The 18150-nt window shown below is 37.9% G+C and carries 16 protein-coding genes; 12 read left to right on the top strand and 4 right to left on the bottom strand.

Annotated elements, in window-relative coordinates:
- Positions 1-209: 209 nt before the first annotated feature.
- Positions 210-980 carry an AraC family transcriptional regulator gene (locus NC799_RS08845; protein ID WP_272446077.1) on the bottom strand — a complete coding sequence of 257 codons (771 nt, stop codon included), beginning with the start codon at positions 978-980 and terminating at the stop codon, positions 210-212.
- 151 nt (positions 981-1131) lie between these two features.
- Between NC799_RS08845 and NC799_RS08840 the strand changes: the two genes are divergently transcribed.
- The 11 genes from NC799_RS08840 to NC799_RS08790 all read left to right on the top strand — a co-directional run bounded on the left by NC799_RS08840 (position 1132) and on the right by NC799_RS08790 (position 13261).
- Positions 1132-1893: a sugar phosphate isomerase/epimerase family protein gene (locus tag NC799_RS08840; protein WP_272446076.1), complete on the top strand. Its 762-nt coding sequence runs from the start codon at positions 1132-1134 to the stop codon at positions 1891-1893.
- 61 nt (positions 1894-1954) lie between these two features.
- Positions 1955-2980, top strand: a complete 1026-nt coding sequence (locus tag NC799_RS08835) for a Gfo/Idh/MocA family protein (protein ID WP_272446075.1) — start codon at positions 1955-1957, stop codon at positions 2978-2980.
- 337 nt (positions 2981-3317) lie between these two features.
- A complete protein-coding gene (locus NC799_RS08830) occupies positions 3318-4601 on the top strand; it encodes an ABC transporter substrate-binding protein (RefSeq protein ID WP_272446074.1) in 1284 nt (427 codons plus the stop codon).
- 67 nt (positions 4602-4668) lie between these two features.
- Positions 4669-5592: a carbohydrate ABC transporter permease gene (locus NC799_RS08825; protein WP_272446073.1), complete on the top strand. Its 924-nt coding sequence runs from the start codon at positions 4669-4671 to the stop codon at positions 5590-5592.
- Positions 5593-5604: 12 nt separating this feature from the next.
- On the top strand, positions 5605-6447 hold the full coding sequence (locus NC799_RS08820; protein WP_272446072.1) for a carbohydrate ABC transporter permease: 843 nt from the start codon (positions 5605-5607) through the stop codon (positions 6445-6447).
- A gap of 24 nt (positions 6448-6471) precedes the next feature.
- Positions 6472-7524: a LacI family DNA-binding transcriptional regulator gene (locus tag NC799_RS08815; RefSeq protein ID WP_272446071.1), complete on the top strand. Its 1053-nt coding sequence runs from the start codon at positions 6472-6474 to the stop codon at positions 7522-7524.
- Between the two features lie 4 nt (positions 7525-7528).
- Entirely contained in the window at positions 7529-8140 is a 612-nt protein-coding gene (locus NC799_RS08810) for a YesL family protein (RefSeq protein WP_272446070.1), read from the top strand.
- A 42-nt stretch (positions 8141-8182) separates the two neighbouring features.
- Positions 8183-9526 (top strand): GH1 family beta-glucosidase, encoded by a 1344-nt coding sequence (locus NC799_RS08805; protein WP_272446069.1) that lies wholly within the window; start codon positions 8183-8185, stop codon positions 9524-9526.
- A 153-nt stretch (positions 9527-9679) separates the two neighbouring features.
- On the top strand, positions 9680-10384 hold the full coding sequence (locus NC799_RS08800; RefSeq protein ID WP_272446068.1) for an SDR family NAD(P)-dependent oxidoreductase: 705 nt from the start codon (positions 9680-9682) through the stop codon (positions 10382-10384).
- A gap of 339 nt (positions 10385-10723) precedes the next feature.
- Positions 10724-11992 carry a cytosine permease gene (codB, locus tag NC799_RS08795; protein ID WP_272446067.1) on the top strand — a complete coding sequence of 423 codons (1269 nt, stop codon included), beginning with the start codon at positions 10724-10726 and terminating at the stop codon, positions 11990-11992.
- Positions 11993-11995: 3 nt separating this feature from the next.
- Positions 11996-13261 (top strand): cytosine deaminase, encoded by a 1266-nt coding sequence (locus NC799_RS08790; protein WP_272446066.1) that lies wholly within the window; start codon positions 11996-11998, stop codon positions 13259-13261.
- A gap of 259 nt (positions 13262-13520) precedes the next feature.
- Here the strand turns inward: NC799_RS08790 and NC799_RS08785 are convergent, their stop codons facing one another.
- Positions 13521-13655, bottom strand: coding sequence for a DUF4023 domain-containing protein (locus NC799_RS08785; RefSeq protein ID WP_272446065.1), 135 nt, complete (start codon positions 13653-13655; stop codon positions 13521-13523).
- Between the two features lie 355 nt (positions 13656-14010).
- Between NC799_RS08785 and NC799_RS08780 the strand changes: the two genes are divergently transcribed.
- Entirely contained in the window at positions 14011-15246 is a 1236-nt protein-coding gene (locus NC799_RS08780; RefSeq protein ID WP_272446064.1) for a hypothetical protein, read from the top strand.
- Between the two features lie 137 nt (positions 15247-15383).
- On the opposite strand, the gene NC799_RS08775 is transcribed toward NC799_RS08780, so the two are convergent.
- Positions 15384-15668 carry a DUF2933 domain-containing protein gene (locus NC799_RS08775; RefSeq protein WP_272446063.1) on the bottom strand — a complete coding sequence of 95 codons (285 nt, stop codon included), beginning with the start codon at positions 15666-15668 and terminating at the stop codon, positions 15384-15386.
- 24 nt (positions 15669-15692) lie between these two features.
- Positions 15693-18149, bottom strand: coding sequence for a heavy metal translocating P-type ATPase (locus NC799_RS08770; RefSeq protein WP_272446062.1), 2457 nt, complete (start codon positions 18147-18149; stop codon positions 15693-15695).
- Position 18150: the final 1 nt, after the last annotated feature.

The raw sequence follows: 18150 nt of genomic DNA, 5'->3' as shown, positions 1-18150 counted from the left end.
CCTTGACTACTTAATGAGTGACGATGTTCAATCAGGCTTACTTGCTGAACAAGGGTACATCGCCGCAACGAAGATGAAGGTTGAAAGAGACGCAGAAGGAAATCAAACAGACCTATAAGAAATAGTTAAACCCGGGTAGTGCCCTATGCACTACCCGGGTTTTGTGGAAGTACAAGTACAATCCCTGAGCTTCCCTCAAAGGTGTAGCGTTACTCATTCTGCCTATACACTCCTGGGGAGATCTTGAACTTCTTTTTAAATGTTTTGTGAAAATAAGCATAACTTCCAAATCCGCAGTTTTCTGCGATTTTTTCAAGTGTCATTGATGTATATTTCATTTGATCAATAGCCGCCGATAAGCGAATTTCCTGGGCATATTCTATCATTGTTTTTTTGACATTACTTTTAAATAAGTGAACAGAACGTGAAACGCTAAGCCCGACTTGTTGTGCAACGTCCTCAATTTTGAAGGAGGTTAAGGCATGTTCTTCAATATATCGCATCATTTGAGTAACTACGTATGGGCGGCTAAAAGATGAGGCGGTTTCATTGACAGCCCTTTCTAGTGATAGACACATTACCTTCATCAAGTAATCTTTTAGTTCCTTGTGTTCCTCACTAGGTGGACGACGCCCCTCGATGATCAGATGGCGCCAAATTGCTAGAATCTTTTCGTCTAATTCCAATCGCGAAACGCTCGGCTTGTTAGAACGGTCCCACCAATTATCAATCCATTCTCCTCTACAAAATAAGTGGTAATCCCCACTATTTTGTCCTTCTTCGATTTTTAGTTCATAATGTTGACCTGGTTTTAATAGGAGAAGGTCACCCTTTTCAATCGAGTATGTTTGTCCTTTAACAACAATTAAAGCGTTTCCTTCTGTTTGTAAACGAAAAAGATAATCTGTTAATCCATCTTTATGTAAGGAATAAAACTGCTTGGTGTGATAGGAATAACTACAAAGACCAATGTTAATCATAGAATCTCCTTTTTGAAAAATAGTAAAATAGTTGATGTTTCAATTATATCAGTTATTTACATAAATAAAGAACCTCTATATGATAAAGCAAAATAAGTGATAACTAGCTTTATGATTATTTCTACAAAAAACTTTAGGAAAGAGGCGTCTTATGAAGAAAATACCAGTTGCAGTACAAATGTTTACACTAAGGGAAGAAAGTCAGCAAAATTTCAAGGAAACATTAAAAAAAGTTGCTGAACTTGGGTTTGATGGGGTTGAGTTTGCAGGGTACGGAGGATTAACAGCGTCAGAAGTAAAAGCTTTATTAGAAGAATATGGCCTTCAAGCAGCATCGAGCCATATACCACTTGATCAAATTAGAGATAATTTAGCTCAAGTAATCGAGGATCAAAAAGTGTTAGGAAGTAAATTTATTGTCTGTCCTTTTTTGCAGCCTGACCAACGTAGTGAAGAAGATTATCAAGCGCTGATTTCAATTTTAAATCAAGCTAGTGAAAACTGTGCACGCGAAGGAATAACGCTTTGCTATCACAACCATGACTTTGAACTAGAGCGTTTACAAGATGGGAGAACCGCACTGGAAACTATCTTTGATGAAACAAATGTACAAACAGAGCTTGATGTGTACTGGCTTACGAAAGCATCGGAAAACCCTGTCGATTGGATCAACAAATATAAGACAAGGGCACCATTAGTTCATTTGAAAGATATGACGACAGATGAAGAACGATTTTTTGCAGAGCTTGGAACAGGCGGTGTGGATATCGAAGCGGTTCTTGCTACTGGGGAAACAGCAAATGTCAAGTGGTGGGTTGTTGAACAAGATGTGTCCCGTCGTACGCCATTCGAAAGCCTTGAAATAAGTATCAATTATTTGAAAACAAAACTTCCGTATGTAGTAAAGGAATAAAAGATAACAATCTGTGAAAATGAGTAGAAATAAAAAACGATAAAGACAGGGGAATGATAAAGTGAGTAAAGTTAAAATTGGGGTAATTGGTTGTGGAAGTATTTCAAGATTACGACATCTACCTGAGTATAATGCAAATAATCAGGTAGAGATTGTCGCGGTATGTGATGTAGTAAAAGAACGATCAGAAGAAATGGCCTCATTGTATGGGGCGAAATCTTATACGGATTATAAAGAAGTGCTAAATCTCGATGAAATTGATGCGATCAGTGTCTGTTTACCAAATTATTTACATGCACCTGTTTCGATTGATGCACTTAATGCTGGTAAGCATGTACTGTGTGAGAAACCAATGGCGACATCAGAAGAAGAAGCAAAAGCAATGGTAGACGCATCTGTTGCTAGTGGTAAAAAACTTATGATTGCTCATAATCAGCGTTTTGTTGCTTCACATCAGACTGCCAAAGAAATTATCGATAGCGGCAAGCTCGGCAAAATCTATAGTTTTAAAACAACTTTTGGCCACGGCGGACCTGAACGTTGGAGTATTGATGGAGCTGATAGTTGGTTTTTTAATAAAGACCAAGCATTTATAGGTGCAATGGGCGACCTAGGTGTTCATAAAGCAGATTTAATGCGTTATTTGCTCGGTGAATTTACAGAAGTTGCCTCATTTATTGAGACGAATGCAAAACAAAATACAGACGTAGATGACAATGCTGTTTGTCTATTACGGACTGAGAGTGGAATTATTGGTACTCTTACAGCAAGCTGGTCTTATGTCGCACAAAGTGATAATTCAACGATTATTTATGGTGAAAATGGGTCACTTAAGTTAGAGGCCGACCCGGAATATTCGTTGATTGAGGAATATCGAAATGGAAATGTTATTAGCCATAAATTAGATAGAATTCAAACAAATGAAAGTGGCGGACAAACAACAACTCATGTCATTGATCACTTTATTCAATGTATTATTGAGGACAGAACACCTCTCATAACAGGTGAAGAGGGTATGAAATCTTTACAGATTATCTTAGCTGCATTAGAATCCCAGGAAACAAAACAAATTGTATCTTTGAAATAAAGTGAGTTTTTAGATAATAATCTTAAGCTATAAAAGGACAGGCCATTGCCTGTCCTTTTTCTAGATTTGAAAGGATAAAAAAATCCAAGAGCTGTCCACTCTGCTTCCTAGCCCATCGGGGTGATAATGCACAATGAAGAAACCGATTTCTTAATTAGTAAATATTTTTACAAAAAACTATTGATTTTTATCATTTTATAATATATTATTGTGCTTGTAACCGATTCCAACTTATAAATATTTATATTTTTTTAAAAATAAAGGAAACCGTTTTCCTGATTTTCTTTCAATATTTCAAGTTGGTAATCTAATAATCTTTAGTAGGAGGAAACAAAACATGAAAAGATGGTTGGTTGGTTTTGCGGCACTACTGTTAACGCTTGCATTAGTTGCTTGTGGTGGTGGAGATGGTGCTGAGGGAAATAAGGATAGTGGCACAGGAGAAGGAGAACAAATCAATTTAGATTTTTGGGTTTTCGGTAGTACTGGCTATGATAAGTTAATAGAGGAATATCAAGAAGCGAATCCAAATGTGACAATTACGCTTAACGAAGGTGAAATGGAAGATATGCATAACAACTTATTTACTTCTATTTCAGCTGGTAGCGGTGCACCAGATATAGCTATGGTGGAAGTAAGTCAAATTGCTAAGTTTATGCAAGCGAAAGATAGATTCCAGAACTTAAATGACTACGGTGCTGAAGAAGTAGCTGATAATTTCTTAGATTGGAAATGGCAACAAGCACAAAGTGTTGACGGTTCTTTCCAATTAGGATTACCTACTGACATAGGTCCTACAACAATGTTTTACCGTACAGATGTAATCGAAGCTGCAGGCTTACCAACTGACCCAGAGGGGCTTGCTGCTGAGATTGACTCTTGGGATGCTTATTATGAGGCAGCTAAGAAGATTAAAGATACAACAGGTAAACCAATTGCTGACAGTCCTGAGTTAGTGTTCAATGCAATCAGAGATCAACAGCCTCAACAATATTTTAATGAAGATAATGAATTAATTATTGAAGATACTGTTAAAGGTGCTTATGATTTTACAACAAAAATGGTAAAAGAAGGATTAGTTGGTCAAAATCCGTTATGGACTCCGGAATGGGGTAGTGCAATGGGTGATGGTAGCTATGCAACAATGCCTGGTGCTCCTGCATGGATGATTGGGGTAGTTAAAGGTAATGCTCCTGATGCTGGCGGTAACTGGTCGTTAACAACGATTCCTGAAGGTGCTGGTAACTGGGGTGGCTCATTCTTAACAATCCCTGAATCTGATTATCCGCAAGAAGCGTTTGATTTTATTTCTTGGTTAACAGCTCCAGAGCAACAATTAAAGTCATTTAATGACATGGGATTATTCCCTTCTGCACCAGCAGTTTTTGAAGCAGAAGAGTTCTTGAATACAACGGACGAATACTTTAGTGGTGCACCAACTGCTAAAATCTTTGCCGAAGCAGCTCAAACAGTAACACCAGTCTATATGGGTATTAACTATGCAATGGTTAATAACGAACTTGTTACAGCCCTAACTAATGTAGCGGTTGAAGGTGCTGATCCACAAGCTGAGTGGGATGCAGCAGTTGAACGTATTGAACAACAATTAGAAAGACAGTAAGAATGATGGACAAGCGGTCTATGTTAAGACATGGACCGCTTATAATCAGTGGAAGGAGAGAATAAGCATGGGACAAAATCCGTCTCAGGCAACACAAGCGCCTAAGAAATCACCTTTAAGCGAAAAGAAAAAAGAGGCACTTTCGGCATATCTTTACGTGTCACCCTTCTTTATTTTATTTGCCATTTTTGGGCTATTCCCAATCCTTTTTAGTTTTTATTTAGGATTCCAAAAGTGGAATGGTCTTGGTGAAATGGAATTTGTAGGATTGCAAAACTTTAAATGGGTTTTAACAGATCCTCTTTTCTGGAAATCTTTATATAATACACTGATTATGTGGGTACTTGGAACTCTCCCGCAATTACTAGTTGGGATTGTGTTAGCTTATGCGTTAAATTCAACATTAATTAAAGCGAAAAGTTTCTTCCGTGTTTCCATCTTTATGCCATATGTAACATCGACTGTGGCTGTAGCAATTGTGTTTGGTATTATGTTTAATGATCAAGACTATGGCTTGTTTAATATTTTATTAGGTTTATTTGGGATAGATCCTATGAGTTGGTCTACATCTGAATGGGGTCTGAAAGTAGCTATTTCTACAATGGTGTTTTGGCGATGGATTGGATATAATACGATCATATACCTTGCAGGACTTCAAGCAATTCCAAACGAGCTTTATGAAGCTGCACAAATTGATGGTGCAACAATTAGACAAAAGATTCAATATATAACGATTCCGATGTTAAGACCGATTATTATTTTGACGGTATTTACTTCGACAATTGGTGCATTACAGCTGTTTACAGAACCATTGATTTATATCGGTCGAACATTTAGAGAAGAAGGGATCACGGTAGTGCTTTACTTATACCGTGAAGCATTCGTAAACTTAGCGTTCGGGCCAGCATCTGCTTCAGCTATTGTTTTGTTCTTCATTATTCTAATATTATCAGGAATTAACGTTTTGGTTGCAAACCGAATTGGGCGATAGGGGGTATAGCGAATGAGTCAAACAAGTCAAAAAAACAATGTTCTGATAGGGAAAACGTTTATTTACGTACTACTTGGTGCCGCTAGCTTCCTATCCATTTTTCCGTTATATTGGATGTTTGTAATGGCTACGAACCATAATAGTGCGATCAATAGTATTCCGCCTGCAATGTTACCTGGTAATCAACTAGTCACGAACTTCACAAATGTATTAAACACGATTGATTTCTTTGGTGCAATGTGGAACTCACTAGTTGTTTCCACCGTAATAACAATAGGCGTGTTATTCTTTTGTTCACTAGCAGGATTTGCATTTGCGAAATTTCAGTTTAAAGGTAAGAATTTTCTGTTTGTGTTTATTTTAGTAACGATGATGATTCCACCGCAATTGGGATTAATCCCACAGTATTTCATAATTACTAAGCTTGACTGGTTAAATGATTTGAAAGCTATTATTATTCCAGGTTTAATTGATGCATTTGGTATCTTTTGGATGAGGCAATACATTAGTAGTAACGTACCAGATGAATTAGTAGAAGCAGCTAGGATAGACGGATGTTCAAACTTCAGGATTTATTGGAATATTGCTGTTCCAGTTATAATTCCAGCATTTGCAACACTAGCTATTATTAAATTCATGTATGTTTGGAATGATTTCTTATGGCCGTTAGTAGTACTTCGCGAAGAGTCATCTCAAACAATTCAAGTTGCACTACGTGGACTAATTGATGCATACGTTCGGGATAATGGAATGATTTTATCGGGAACATTTTGGGCAACTGTACCATTAATAGTCGTTTTCCTTCTGTTAAATAAAATGTTTATTGCTAGTTTAACTGAAGGCGCGGTTAAATAGTAAATAATTAGATGAGGGATAACAATGAGACTAACGATTAAGGATATTGCAAAAATGGCTGGAGTATCTCCAGGTACCGTTTCTAAGGTGATGAACAACACAGGTAGTATTGCCCCGAAAACGAAAGAAAAAATTACCAATATAATAGAAGAAACTGGGTATAGACCAAGCTTCTCAGCAAAATCGTTAGCAACTAGAACATCTAATCTTATCGGATTAATTTATGCTGGTGAAGTAAGTGTTGAGTTCAATCACCCTTTTTTCAGTCAGGTCATTAATGCCTTTAAAAGTGAAATTGGAATGCTTGGGTATGATATTCTTGTATTCTCCAATAGCAAATTAAGGAATGCGACGAGCGATTACATTGAAAAATGCAGACACTTTCAGTTGGATGGATGCCTGATCATTGCTGGGGAACACCTGGAGGAATCGGTATATGAACTAGATAAAAGCAATATTCCGTGTGTCGGCATTGATATCCCTTTGACGGGGCCAAAATCTTGTTATGTGATGACAGATAATCAGAAAGTCTCTTCAAAAATAGTAGAATATCTCTACTTAAACTCGATAAAAAACGTAGCCTTTATAGGTGGACCAGCAGATTCTGTCATATCAAATATTCGAAAAGAAGGATTCATTACGAGTATGAATCAGTTCGGCATGACAGTTCATGAAAAGTGGTTGAAATATGCAACGTACACCGAACAAACCGGATATGAAGCAATGAAGGAAATCCTTGCTGAGACCCCGTATCCAGATGCAGTTTATGCTGTTTCTGACATGATGGCGCTCGGAGCGATAAAGGCTGCAAAAGAAAGAGGTTTGAAAATTCCTCAAGATATTAAAATAATTGGATGCGATGACATAGATGCATGTAGGTATAGTGACCCACCACTAGCTACAGTGAAACAAGATAAAGATAAAATGGGAAGATTGGCTGCACGTATGTTAGATGATTTAATTAATGACAATAACGATCTAAGTCCTGTACTAGTTGACCCTGAACTATTAGTTCGGGAATCATGTTTAGCCGGAAATGGTTACATGATGGATACAGATAGAAGATTAGGAAGGTGACATAGTGAAGAAGTCAGAGAGTGCATTTTTACGCATATTAGACATTTTCTCCCATTTTTTATTAACAAACATAATGTGGATACTGTTATGTTTGCCGATTATAACAATAGTTCCAGCAACTACCGCTTTATTTGGGGTAATGAAAAAATGGTCAACAGAAGGAATTGATGCGGGATTATTTAAACTTTTTATCAATGAATTTAAATCCCGTTTCAAAAAAAGCTTTGTAATCGGACTGCTAATAGGTATTGCTGGGTTGATTATATTAATTGATTTTAATATTTTACTCCAAGTTGATTTCGCAGGAAAGATGGTATTGTTAACAACACTGATATTCCTAACTATGTTATATTTCTTTATTTCTCTTTATGTTGTATACATCTTGGTTGAGTATGAGCAGCTTTCGATTTTACAGTCGATAAAAAATGCTTTGTTTATGTCTATTAGTTATATATTCCATACGATAATTAGCTTAGCTATCATAGGCACTGCGTTAATTGTAACTTATTTCGCGCCGTATTTTCTTCTAATTATTGGAAGTGTAGTATCTTTCATCTTATATCATGTGTTTAATAGAATAACTCATCGATTGAATCAATTAAAAACAGCAGAATAACATCTGAACAAAGAAAAGATGAATAAAATAGGGGGTTTTTTCATGGCTATTATACAATTTCCAAAAGATATGAAATGGGGTACTGCAACAGCATCATACCAAATTGAGGGAGCGACAACAGAAGATGGGCGTGGACTTTCTATTTGGGATACGTTTTCAAAAACACCAGGCAAAGTGTTAAATGGTGATAACGGAGACGTTGCGTGTGATAGTTACCACCGCTATGAAGAAGATGTTAAATTAATGAAAGAATTAGGAATTGATGCGTACCGGTTCTCTGTTGCATGGCCACGGATTTTCCCTAATGGAACAGGTGAAGTAAATCAAGCGGGATTGGATTACTATCACCGATTGGTAGATGAGCTAATCGAAAATGGTATTGAACCAATGTGTACGCTTTACCACTGGGACCTACCACAAGCATTACAAGATGAAGGTGGGTGGCATAATAGAGAAACAATTGATGCATTCGTTAATTATGCTGAGGTAATGTTCAAAGAGTTTTCTGGGAAAATTAAGTACTGGATTACGTTAAACGAACCATGGTGTATCTCATTCTTATCTAATTACATCGGTGTACATGCCCCGGGTAATAAAGATTTACAGTTAGCAACTCAAATTTCGCACCATTTGTTAGTAGCGCATGGGGCAACAGTTAAAAAATTTAGAGAACTTGGTGTGGACGGGGAAATTGGTTTTGCGCCAAATACTACTTGGCTACAGCCGTACAGTAATAAACAAGAAGATATCGATGCATGTCGTAGAGAAATCGCTTGGTTTGTTGAATGGTTTATGGATCCTGTTTTTAAGGGAGAATATCCATCATTTATGGTTGAATGGTTTGAGCAAAAAGGCGTGACATTAGACATTCAAGACGGTGATTTAGCAACGATAAACCAACCAATTGATTTCCTCGGGATTAATTATTATACAGGTAATGTAGCACGCTACAAAGAAAATAGCGGATTACTTGATTCTGAATTTATTGAAATGGGCTATGAACGTACCGACATTGGTTGGCCGATCTTTCCGGAAGGCTTCTACAATGTTTTAACACATATTACAGATAGCTATGGGAACGTACCGATCTATATCACAGAAAATGGTTCTTGCTATAATGATGAGCCTGTTGAAGGACGTGTCAAAGATGACGGCCGAATTAAGTACTTACAACAGCATTTGACTGCTTTAAGTAGGGCAATCGATTCTGGTGTGAATGTAAAAGGTTATTTAACTTGGTCATTAATGGATAACTTTGAATGGGCAGAAGGTTATAGCAAACGGTTTGGAATTGTTCACGTGAATTACCGGACGCTCGAGCGCACGAAGAAGGATAGTTACTATTGGTTTAAACAAACTATTAGCAATAAGTGGTTTGAAAATTAAGCCAGTGAAAATTTAAAAAGATTAAATTTAATAACGAGCTTGGGATTACAGTTCTGTCGTAATTCCAAGCTTATTAAATCGTTTATACAGACCGATTTAAGCAACGCGCCCTGCGCTTTTTTTATCATTATACATAAACTTGAGGTGATTAGGATGGGTAAATTATCAGGAAAATTAGCTTTTGTTACAGGGTCAAGTAGAGGGATTGGTCAACAAATTTCCTTGGCACTAGCGGGTGAAGGCTGTAATTTGATTATTCATGGACGTAAGAAGGAAAATGCAACCGCGACATTAGCATTATTAAAACAATACAGTGTTGAGGTAGATGTTGTCGAAGGTGAACTGGACACAGATGCTGCGATACAGCAAGTTATTTCACAAGTTAAAGAGAAGCATGATCAAATTGACATTCTATATAACAATGCAGCTATTCAAAGCAAGTCAAAGGATATTTGGGACTTTAAAACCGAGGATTTCCAACGTTTAATCCAAGTTAATTTTTATAGTGTTGTACAATTTTGCCAAGCCTTTGCTCCGGCAATGAAGCAAAATGGTTATGGTCGTATTATTAATTTGACTTCTGGAATAAAGGACCAGCCTAACTTGACTCCTTATGGGGTATCTAAAAGTATGGTAGATAAGTTTACGGAAGATTTGGCATTTGAATTAAAGGATACGGGTGTATTAGTAAATTGCATGGATCCTGGTTGGTTAAGAACCGATTTGGGGGGGCCAAATGCATTTGATGAAGTCGAAACAGTGCAGCCAGGTGCGCTCCAATTAGCATTGTTCGATAATGATGGTCCTACTGGTCAGTGGTTCAGTGCCCAGGAAATTCGTAAGTCAATGGAAAAGTAACAATAAACCTTCCATTAGTAAGTCGCTTTGAAAAGAAAAAGTGACTATTGGTTTATTTCATGCTTTTATTCATGCATAATGCCACTATTTACAAATGATCATTTTCTGCTAAACTCTTGACGAAAACATGCCAACCTGACATAATACAAGTAATTAAATAACTGGTACCTTTAATTCAGTCCCGTGAGGCTGACAAGGTGAGCGGATGTAAATAGGGATTGTACTGTCCTTATTTGCTAGTGTGTGAAAAAACGCTTCTTGTCTCTACGGCAAGGCGTTTTTTTTATGCGAAAATCCCTTTAGGTACCGGTTCATACTATTTGAACTGGAGGAATTATGATGAAAAAACAACATATTGATCATGATTTTGCACTACAAGCAGTACCAATGGGGAATAGAAATGGTTTTTGGAAAATGCTTGTAATCATGCTTGGTTTCACCTTTTTCTCAGCAAGTATGCTATCAGGTGGAACGCTTGGTATGGGATTGACGGCAACACAGTTTATCTTGGTAGTTTTAGTCGGAAATCTAATTTTAGGATTATATACAGGGCTATTAAGTTATGTTGCAGCAAAAACAGGATTATCTACGCATTTACTAGCTCGTTATGCATTTGGGGAAAAAGGATCTTATCTTGCTTCATTTTTGCTCGGTGCAACACAGGTTGGTTGGTTTGGCGTAGGAGTAGCTATGTTTGCTCTTCCTGTCCAAAAAGTTACAGGAATCGATACAACGTTACTTATTGCCATTTCAGGTATTTTAATGACGGCAACTGCTTACTTTGGCATTAAGGCACTGACGATTTTAAGCTTTATTGCAGTACCGGCGATTGCAATTTTGGGAAGTTATTCGGCAGTGGAAGCAACTCAAACGCTTGGTGGACTCAATGAATTGTTTGCTTATCAACCATCAGAGACGATTGCGATTGGTGCAGCGATTACTATTTGTGTCGGTTCATTCATTAGTGGGGGAACGTTAACGCCAGACTTTGCTCGCTTTGCTAAAAATAAGCGCACTGGCGTCATCTCAACAGTTATTGCCTTTTTTATCGGAAATTCATTAATGTTTATTTTTGGAGCAGTAGGGGCTATCGTAACAGGTCAGTCGGATATTTCTGAAGTAATGTTTTTACAAGGCTTAATATTACCAGCAATCATTGTATTAGGACTAAATATTTGGACAACAAATGATAATGCGTTGTATGCATCAGGACTTGGATTCTCAAACATTACGAAAATCTCTAAAAATAAATTGGTTATCTTTAATGGCGTACTTGGAACAGTTCTTGCAATGTGGTTATATAACAATTTCGTTGGTTGGTTAACATTTCTAGGTTCTACATTACCCCCAATTGGTGCTATTATTTTGGCAGACTATTTTATTATTAATCGTGGAAAATATCAGGCACTTTCTCAAGCCAAATTTAAAGCTGTTAACGTAGGAGCAATTGCTGCTTGGGGAATTGGCGTAGTGATGGCAAAATATGTACCAGGAATCGCGCCATTAAATGCAACCTTGGGTGCAGCGGTATCTTATGTTATCATTTCTATGATTATAAAAGTATTATTTTCACAATCAACTAAAGTAGAGATGAAAAAGGTGATCTAATTTATGTTAATTAAAAATGCAGCATTACGTAATCGTGAAGGGTTATGGGATATAAAAATCGAGAATGAAACGATTGAAACCATTGCCCAGCATATCGAAGTAGCAGATGAGGAAATCATTGATGCAGAGGGACACTTAGTCCTTCCTCCTTTTGTTGAACCACATATTCACTTGGACACAACCTTGACAGCAGGTGAACCGAAATGGAATGAAAGTGGGACATTGTTTGAGGGGATAATGCGTTGGTCAGAGCGAAAGCAGTCGTTAACGAAGGACGATGTCAAAGAGCGGGCAATGAAAGCTTTGAAAATGCAAATGGCTAATGGGATTCAATATGTTCGAACCCATGTTGATGTTACAGATCCTGATTTAGTCGCGTTAAAAGCATTGTTAGAGGTTAAAGCAGAGGTTGCTCCATATGTGAATTTACAGCTTGTTGCTTTCCCGCAAGAAGGAATTTTATCCTATCCAAATGGGGAGGAGCTGTTAGAAGAAGCAGTTCGGATGGGTGCTGACGTTGTAGGTGGTATCCCGCACTTCGAATTCACACGTGAGTACGGTGTTGATTCGGTGAAAAAGGTTTTTGCCTTAGCAGAAAAGTATGACCGACTCATTGATATTCATTGTGATGAAATTGACGATGAGCAGTCACGGTTTGTCGAAGTAGTTGCTGCCGAAGCACTCCGGACTGGGATGGGTGCGAAAGTTACCGCAAGTCACACTACCGCGATGCATTCGTACAACAATGCTTATGTGTATAAGTTAATGCGTTTATTGAAAATGTCGGAGATTAACTTTGTCGCCAATCCACTCGTAAATATTCACCTGCAAGGCAGAATGGATTCATATCCAAAACGACGCGGAATTACAAGGGTCAAGGAATTAACCGAAGCCGGCTGTAATGTAAGCTTCGGTCATGATGATATTTTTGATCCGTGGTATCCACTTGGTACAGGGAATATGCTGCAAGTGCTCCATATGGGGTTACATGTCTGTCAGCTAATGGGTTATGAGCAAATCAAAAACTCAATCGACTTTATTACAACGAATAGTGCGAAAACAATGGGGTTAGCTGATGAATATGGCTTGGAAGAAGGAAAGAGTGCAAATCTTATCATTTTGGACGCTGATGATGAATATGATGCAATTCGTCGCCAATCATCGATTTTATACTCGGTTCGTCATGGAAAAGTATTAGTCAATACGAAACCAGCAAAAACGACGTTAACAATGGGTGAAACCGAAGAGAACATTACGTTTAAGAAATAAATGCTACCTCTCATCTCAAGGTCTGCCTAAATGATGTACATGTGATGGGTTTGAAGGACAGGTCCATTGTCCCTCGAAACCCATCATTTATTTAAAAGATAAGAAAGCATAAAAAGATCCAAGAGCTGTCTACTCCGCTTCCTAGCCCCTCGGGGTCCATAATCCCTTCTGCGGCAAAGACCGCCACGTCAGGTCTTGTCTTATGCCTGTCGAGGCCTTAACAAGGTGCCTTCCGCTTTTCTTAATTAATTCGTTCCTCTCAACTATTGCTGTTGTTGTGCTTCTTACTAGGCAGTTTGTTGCTTGGACGGCCATTCCCTTGATGTTGTTTGTTTTTTTCTGCTTTTCTTTGCTTGTCGTGAATTTTTTCTACAAATTCATGCGTATTATCCATTTAAAAATCCCTCCTTTATTCTTCTTTAAATTAACCATATCAGCAAAAATTAATGCATCTCACTAAGGACAAATATAGCTGATTAGCCGTCTGTTGCAATAAGTTTTATCGCAGAAGTAAATCGCGCAAAAGGACTGAGGTGTTGCCCTAAGTGTGTGCAACTGCCTGGGGCGGTAATCAACCATCAAGAAAGGCACAACTCACTCAACCGAGTCCGAATCCCACCCCAATCGGACAGAAAAAAGTGAAACTGTGTCAATCAAAGGCGCGTCTTGCGTTTTTCCTATGTTTCCTATGTCCCATTAAGTTGGGAAGGTGTATAATTAAGAAAGCAATAGGGAGAGGGTGTTATGCTTTGGAGGAAATCATTAAAAGTTTTAAAGAGGATCCGGAATCAGTCTATCATACTTGGTTTCTTAATAACGATGATCGTTTAAAAGCTTTTCGTTCCATTAGAAAAAGCCTTGTGAAGGTAATAAATGAAATAGAAACAGGTTCTTTTGGCAATGATTTCAAAGGTTCAAGCCTTGAAACAGTAATTACTGCGATCTCAGAGCAAAAGCAAGTATTCGAAGGAGCAGCACATGCATTCTTCTGGAAGCCTAAATTAAGAATCCCTGATATTTATGAAAATGATTTGAATAAACGGGCATTTGCTCGATTTTTGAAAAGTTGTCTCGCAACGACAAATGAGGAGCAATTAATAAAAGAAATTCACGCTCTTGAAGCTCTTAAAATAAAAGGATTAGGACCAGCGGTTGCCAATATTTTATATTTCTTACATCCGACAGTTTTCCCTCCTTTCAATACAGCAATTGTCAATGGTTTTAATATGTTATTTAATCAAAAGAAAAAACTAGGCTCCTGGCAAGCTTACCTTGAAATGAGAGAGGTGATACTAGAGGAGAATAGTCGTTATCGTCATAGTCTGTCAAAGGATTTAGGAGCAATTGCCGGGCTATTATTTGAAATTGGAAATAGTCGCTTGGTCATAGCGGAAAATGCTACGAAGGTAATTGATTCTGAACAAGAGAAGCGGATTAAGGTGAAGATGAAACGTCACAAACAAGTCAATCTAGATGTGTTGGAAGAAAATGTCCACACCGAGATGCAATTCTACCTTGCTAAACTTGGAAACTCACTTGGTTACAAGGTATGGATTGCGCGTAATGATCATAAGCGGGTCTGGGATGGAACAAAACTTGGGGAGTATTCCCTAAAGGAACTGATTATCCCGGCAATTCCTGAAGCGGTTTATGATACGGTATCACTGATTGATGTCCTTTGGTTAGATGAGGGAAACAACATTGTCAGTGGTTTTGAAGTGGAAAAGAGTACATCGATATACTCAGGTATTTTGCGGTTAAATGACTTGTCTTTATCGATTGGTCAGGATGTTGATTTTTACCTAGTGGCACCTGAAAAAAGAGAAAAGGAAATTAAAGCACAGCTGTTAAGACCATCTTTCAAAACATTGGATTCCTTGTCTATTTCTTACATACTGTTTGCGGATTTGCGTTGTGATTGTGATTCTATGTGCAAATTTGGTAGCGATGTTTCTGTACTCCAAAAAATTTGTAAGGCGGTATAACCGGATTGAGGATGGAGCCTAACTCACGTAGTGTTAGCAGGGGGTTTCTTGCATAGAACTTTTCAATCAATTAATAATGTCAGGTACCACGCTTAAGGTATATGTCCTTTAGGTGGTACCTGACTGAAATACGAACTCTACTTGTAATCGCGTTTAGCTTCTTCTACCTTCTTTTGAAGCAATTCATTCTGGTTTTTTAATAACTCCATTTGTCCTTCAAGTTGGTTAATTTTGTAGCTATCCATCCGTTCAACTCGACTTGTAGTGTCATCTTGTTCTATTGCGTGGTTATGGTTAGTATCATGGTCGTGTTTTTTACTACTTTCACCTTGATGATTATGCCCCTTACCCTTGTGACTACCGTGCATAAACAGCATCATAAGTGGACATAAAAGAAAAAGTAGAATTAATCCCCATTCCAAACGACCCACCTCCAATATTTGTTCTTAGCTACTTGCAGGTTTAAATCTTTTTAGTCTTAATGCGTTTAATAATACGGACACGGAGCTAAAGCTCATTGCGGCGGCGGCAAAGATTGGACTTAATAATGGGCCACCGAACAGGAACAAGATTCCCATTGCTACTGGAATACCGGCTGTGTTATATCCGAATGCCCAGAATAGATTTTGTTTAATATTTCTGATTGTTGATTTACTTAATTGGACAGCTGTTGGAACATCCATTAAATCACTTCTCATCAGAACAATATCGGCTGATTCCATTGCAACATCCGTTCCTGAACCGATGGCAATTCCAACATCCGCTTGTGCAAGTGCTGGTGCATCGTTAATTCCGTCTCCAACCATACCAACTTTCTTTCCTTCATCTTGCAGCTTCTTCACTTCACTTGCTTTATCCTCAGGCAATACTTCACTTAATACACGATCAATTCCGACTTGCTTGGCAATCGCTTCTGCTGTTCTTTTGTTATCACCTGTGATCATCGCCACTTCGATACCCATTTCATGAAGTTTTTCAATAGCCTTCTTACTATTTTCTTTAACAGTATCAGCAACAGCAATGATGCCAGCAATTTTATCATCAATTGCAATATACATCGGTGTTTTTCCTTCATTAGCTAAATCATCTGACGTTTTAGCTAATGACCCTAATGAAATATTACGGTCATCCATTAGCTTTTTATTTCCTAGTAGTAATCGCTTCTCATCTATTTCTACTTCGATACCATGTCCTGGAATGGCGTTGAATGCATTCGTATTTTGAAAGGATAGACCTTTTTCCTCTGCCCCTCTTACAATTGCTTCTCCAAGCGGGTGTTCAGAACCCTTTTCTGCAGAAGCAGCTAATATTAATAATTCTTCTTCGGATATTCCATTAGCAGTAACTATATCTGTTACTTTAGGTTTTCCTTCTGTAATCGTCCCGGTTTTATCAAAAACAATTGTTTGAAGCTTGTGTGTTGACTCTAACGCGACACCACTCTTTATTAATACCCCGTTCTCTGCACCTTTACCTGTACCAATCATAATTGCAGTCGGTGTTGCCAATCCAAGCGCACATGGACAAGCAATTACTAGTACGGAGATGAAAATAGTTAGTGCAAAGATGCCGGTTTGACCGCCAAAATACCAAGCTAATCCTGAGAGAATTGAAAGTCCAATAACAATAGGCACAAAATACCCTGAGATAACATCGGCCATTTTTGCAATTGGTGCTTTAGACCCTTGAGCATCCTCGACAAGTTTAATAATTTGAGACAATGCCGTATCTTTTCCAACTTTAGTTGCTTCATATTGAATTGTTCCATTTTTATTGATACTTGCTCCGATAACTTTGTCTCCTACGCTTTTTTCAACAGGTATGCTTTCACCAGTTAACATCGATTCATCAATGGCCGTCATTCCTTCGACAACCATTCCGTCTACAGGAAGTTTTTCACCCGGCTTTACAATGACAATGTCACCTACGACTACTTCATCAATCGAAATCTCTGCTTCTTTCCCATTTCTAATAACGGTTGCTGTCTTAGGAGCAAGGCCCATTAGTTTTTTGATTGCCTCGGACGTTTTTCCTTTTGTTAATGTTTCAAGATATTTTCCGAGTGTTATCAATGCTAAAATTATTGCTGCTGTTTCAAAATATAGATCATTAGCAAAGCTAACTTCTCCAGCGTAAATCATGATTGTTGCAAAAACACCATATAAAACTGCGGCACTAGTACCGAGTGCGATTAAGGAGTCCATATTAGGATGTTTGGCAAATAGTGTTTTGAATCCAACAATGTAGATATTTTTGTTAACAAAAACAACAGGTATTGTTAAAATAAGCTGAATCATCGCAAATGCTTCTGGATTCATTTCCGGATTAATAAAACCTGGTAATGGTGCGCCTAATAAATGCCCCATCGCAATGTACAGTAATGGCACTGCAAAGATGGTTGATATCCAAAATCTATTCCAAAGCTTTTTAATTTCTCTTTCTTTCTTCGCACGATCTTCGTCTACAGAATCAGCTGAACCAACATCCTCCTGTGCTTGATAGCCTGCGTGAGAGACAGCTTCCGTTATATTTGAAACAGTTAATACAGAAGGGTCATATTTTATACTCATTTTCTCGGTTGCTAAATTAACATTTGACTCCAAGACACCATCTAGTTTTCTTGTGGCTTTTTCTACCGACTGCACACAAGAAGCACAAGTCATCCCTGAGATCGCAAATGTTTTACTTTCTGTATCTGTCATTGCTTTATAACCGGCTTTATCAACAGCATCCTGGATGTCTTTTACTGATAATGAATTTTCATCATAATCAATACTTAGTTTTTCTGTTGCTAAATTAACACTAGATGACCTGACGCCTTGCAATTTTTTCGTTGATTTTTCAACTGTTTGTGCGCAAGAAGCACAAGTCATTCCCTCAATATTCAAGGTTTTTGTTGCCATT

The sequence above is a fragment of the Aquibacillus salsiterrae genome, from assembly GCF_028416595.1.
Taxonomy (GTDB): domain Bacteria; phylum Bacillota; class Bacilli; order Bacillales; family Amphibacillaceae; genus Aquibacillus_A; species Aquibacillus_A salsiterrae.
Note: the sequence above shows the minus strand (reverse complement) of the source record. Positions and strands in the feature narration are given on the sequence as shown.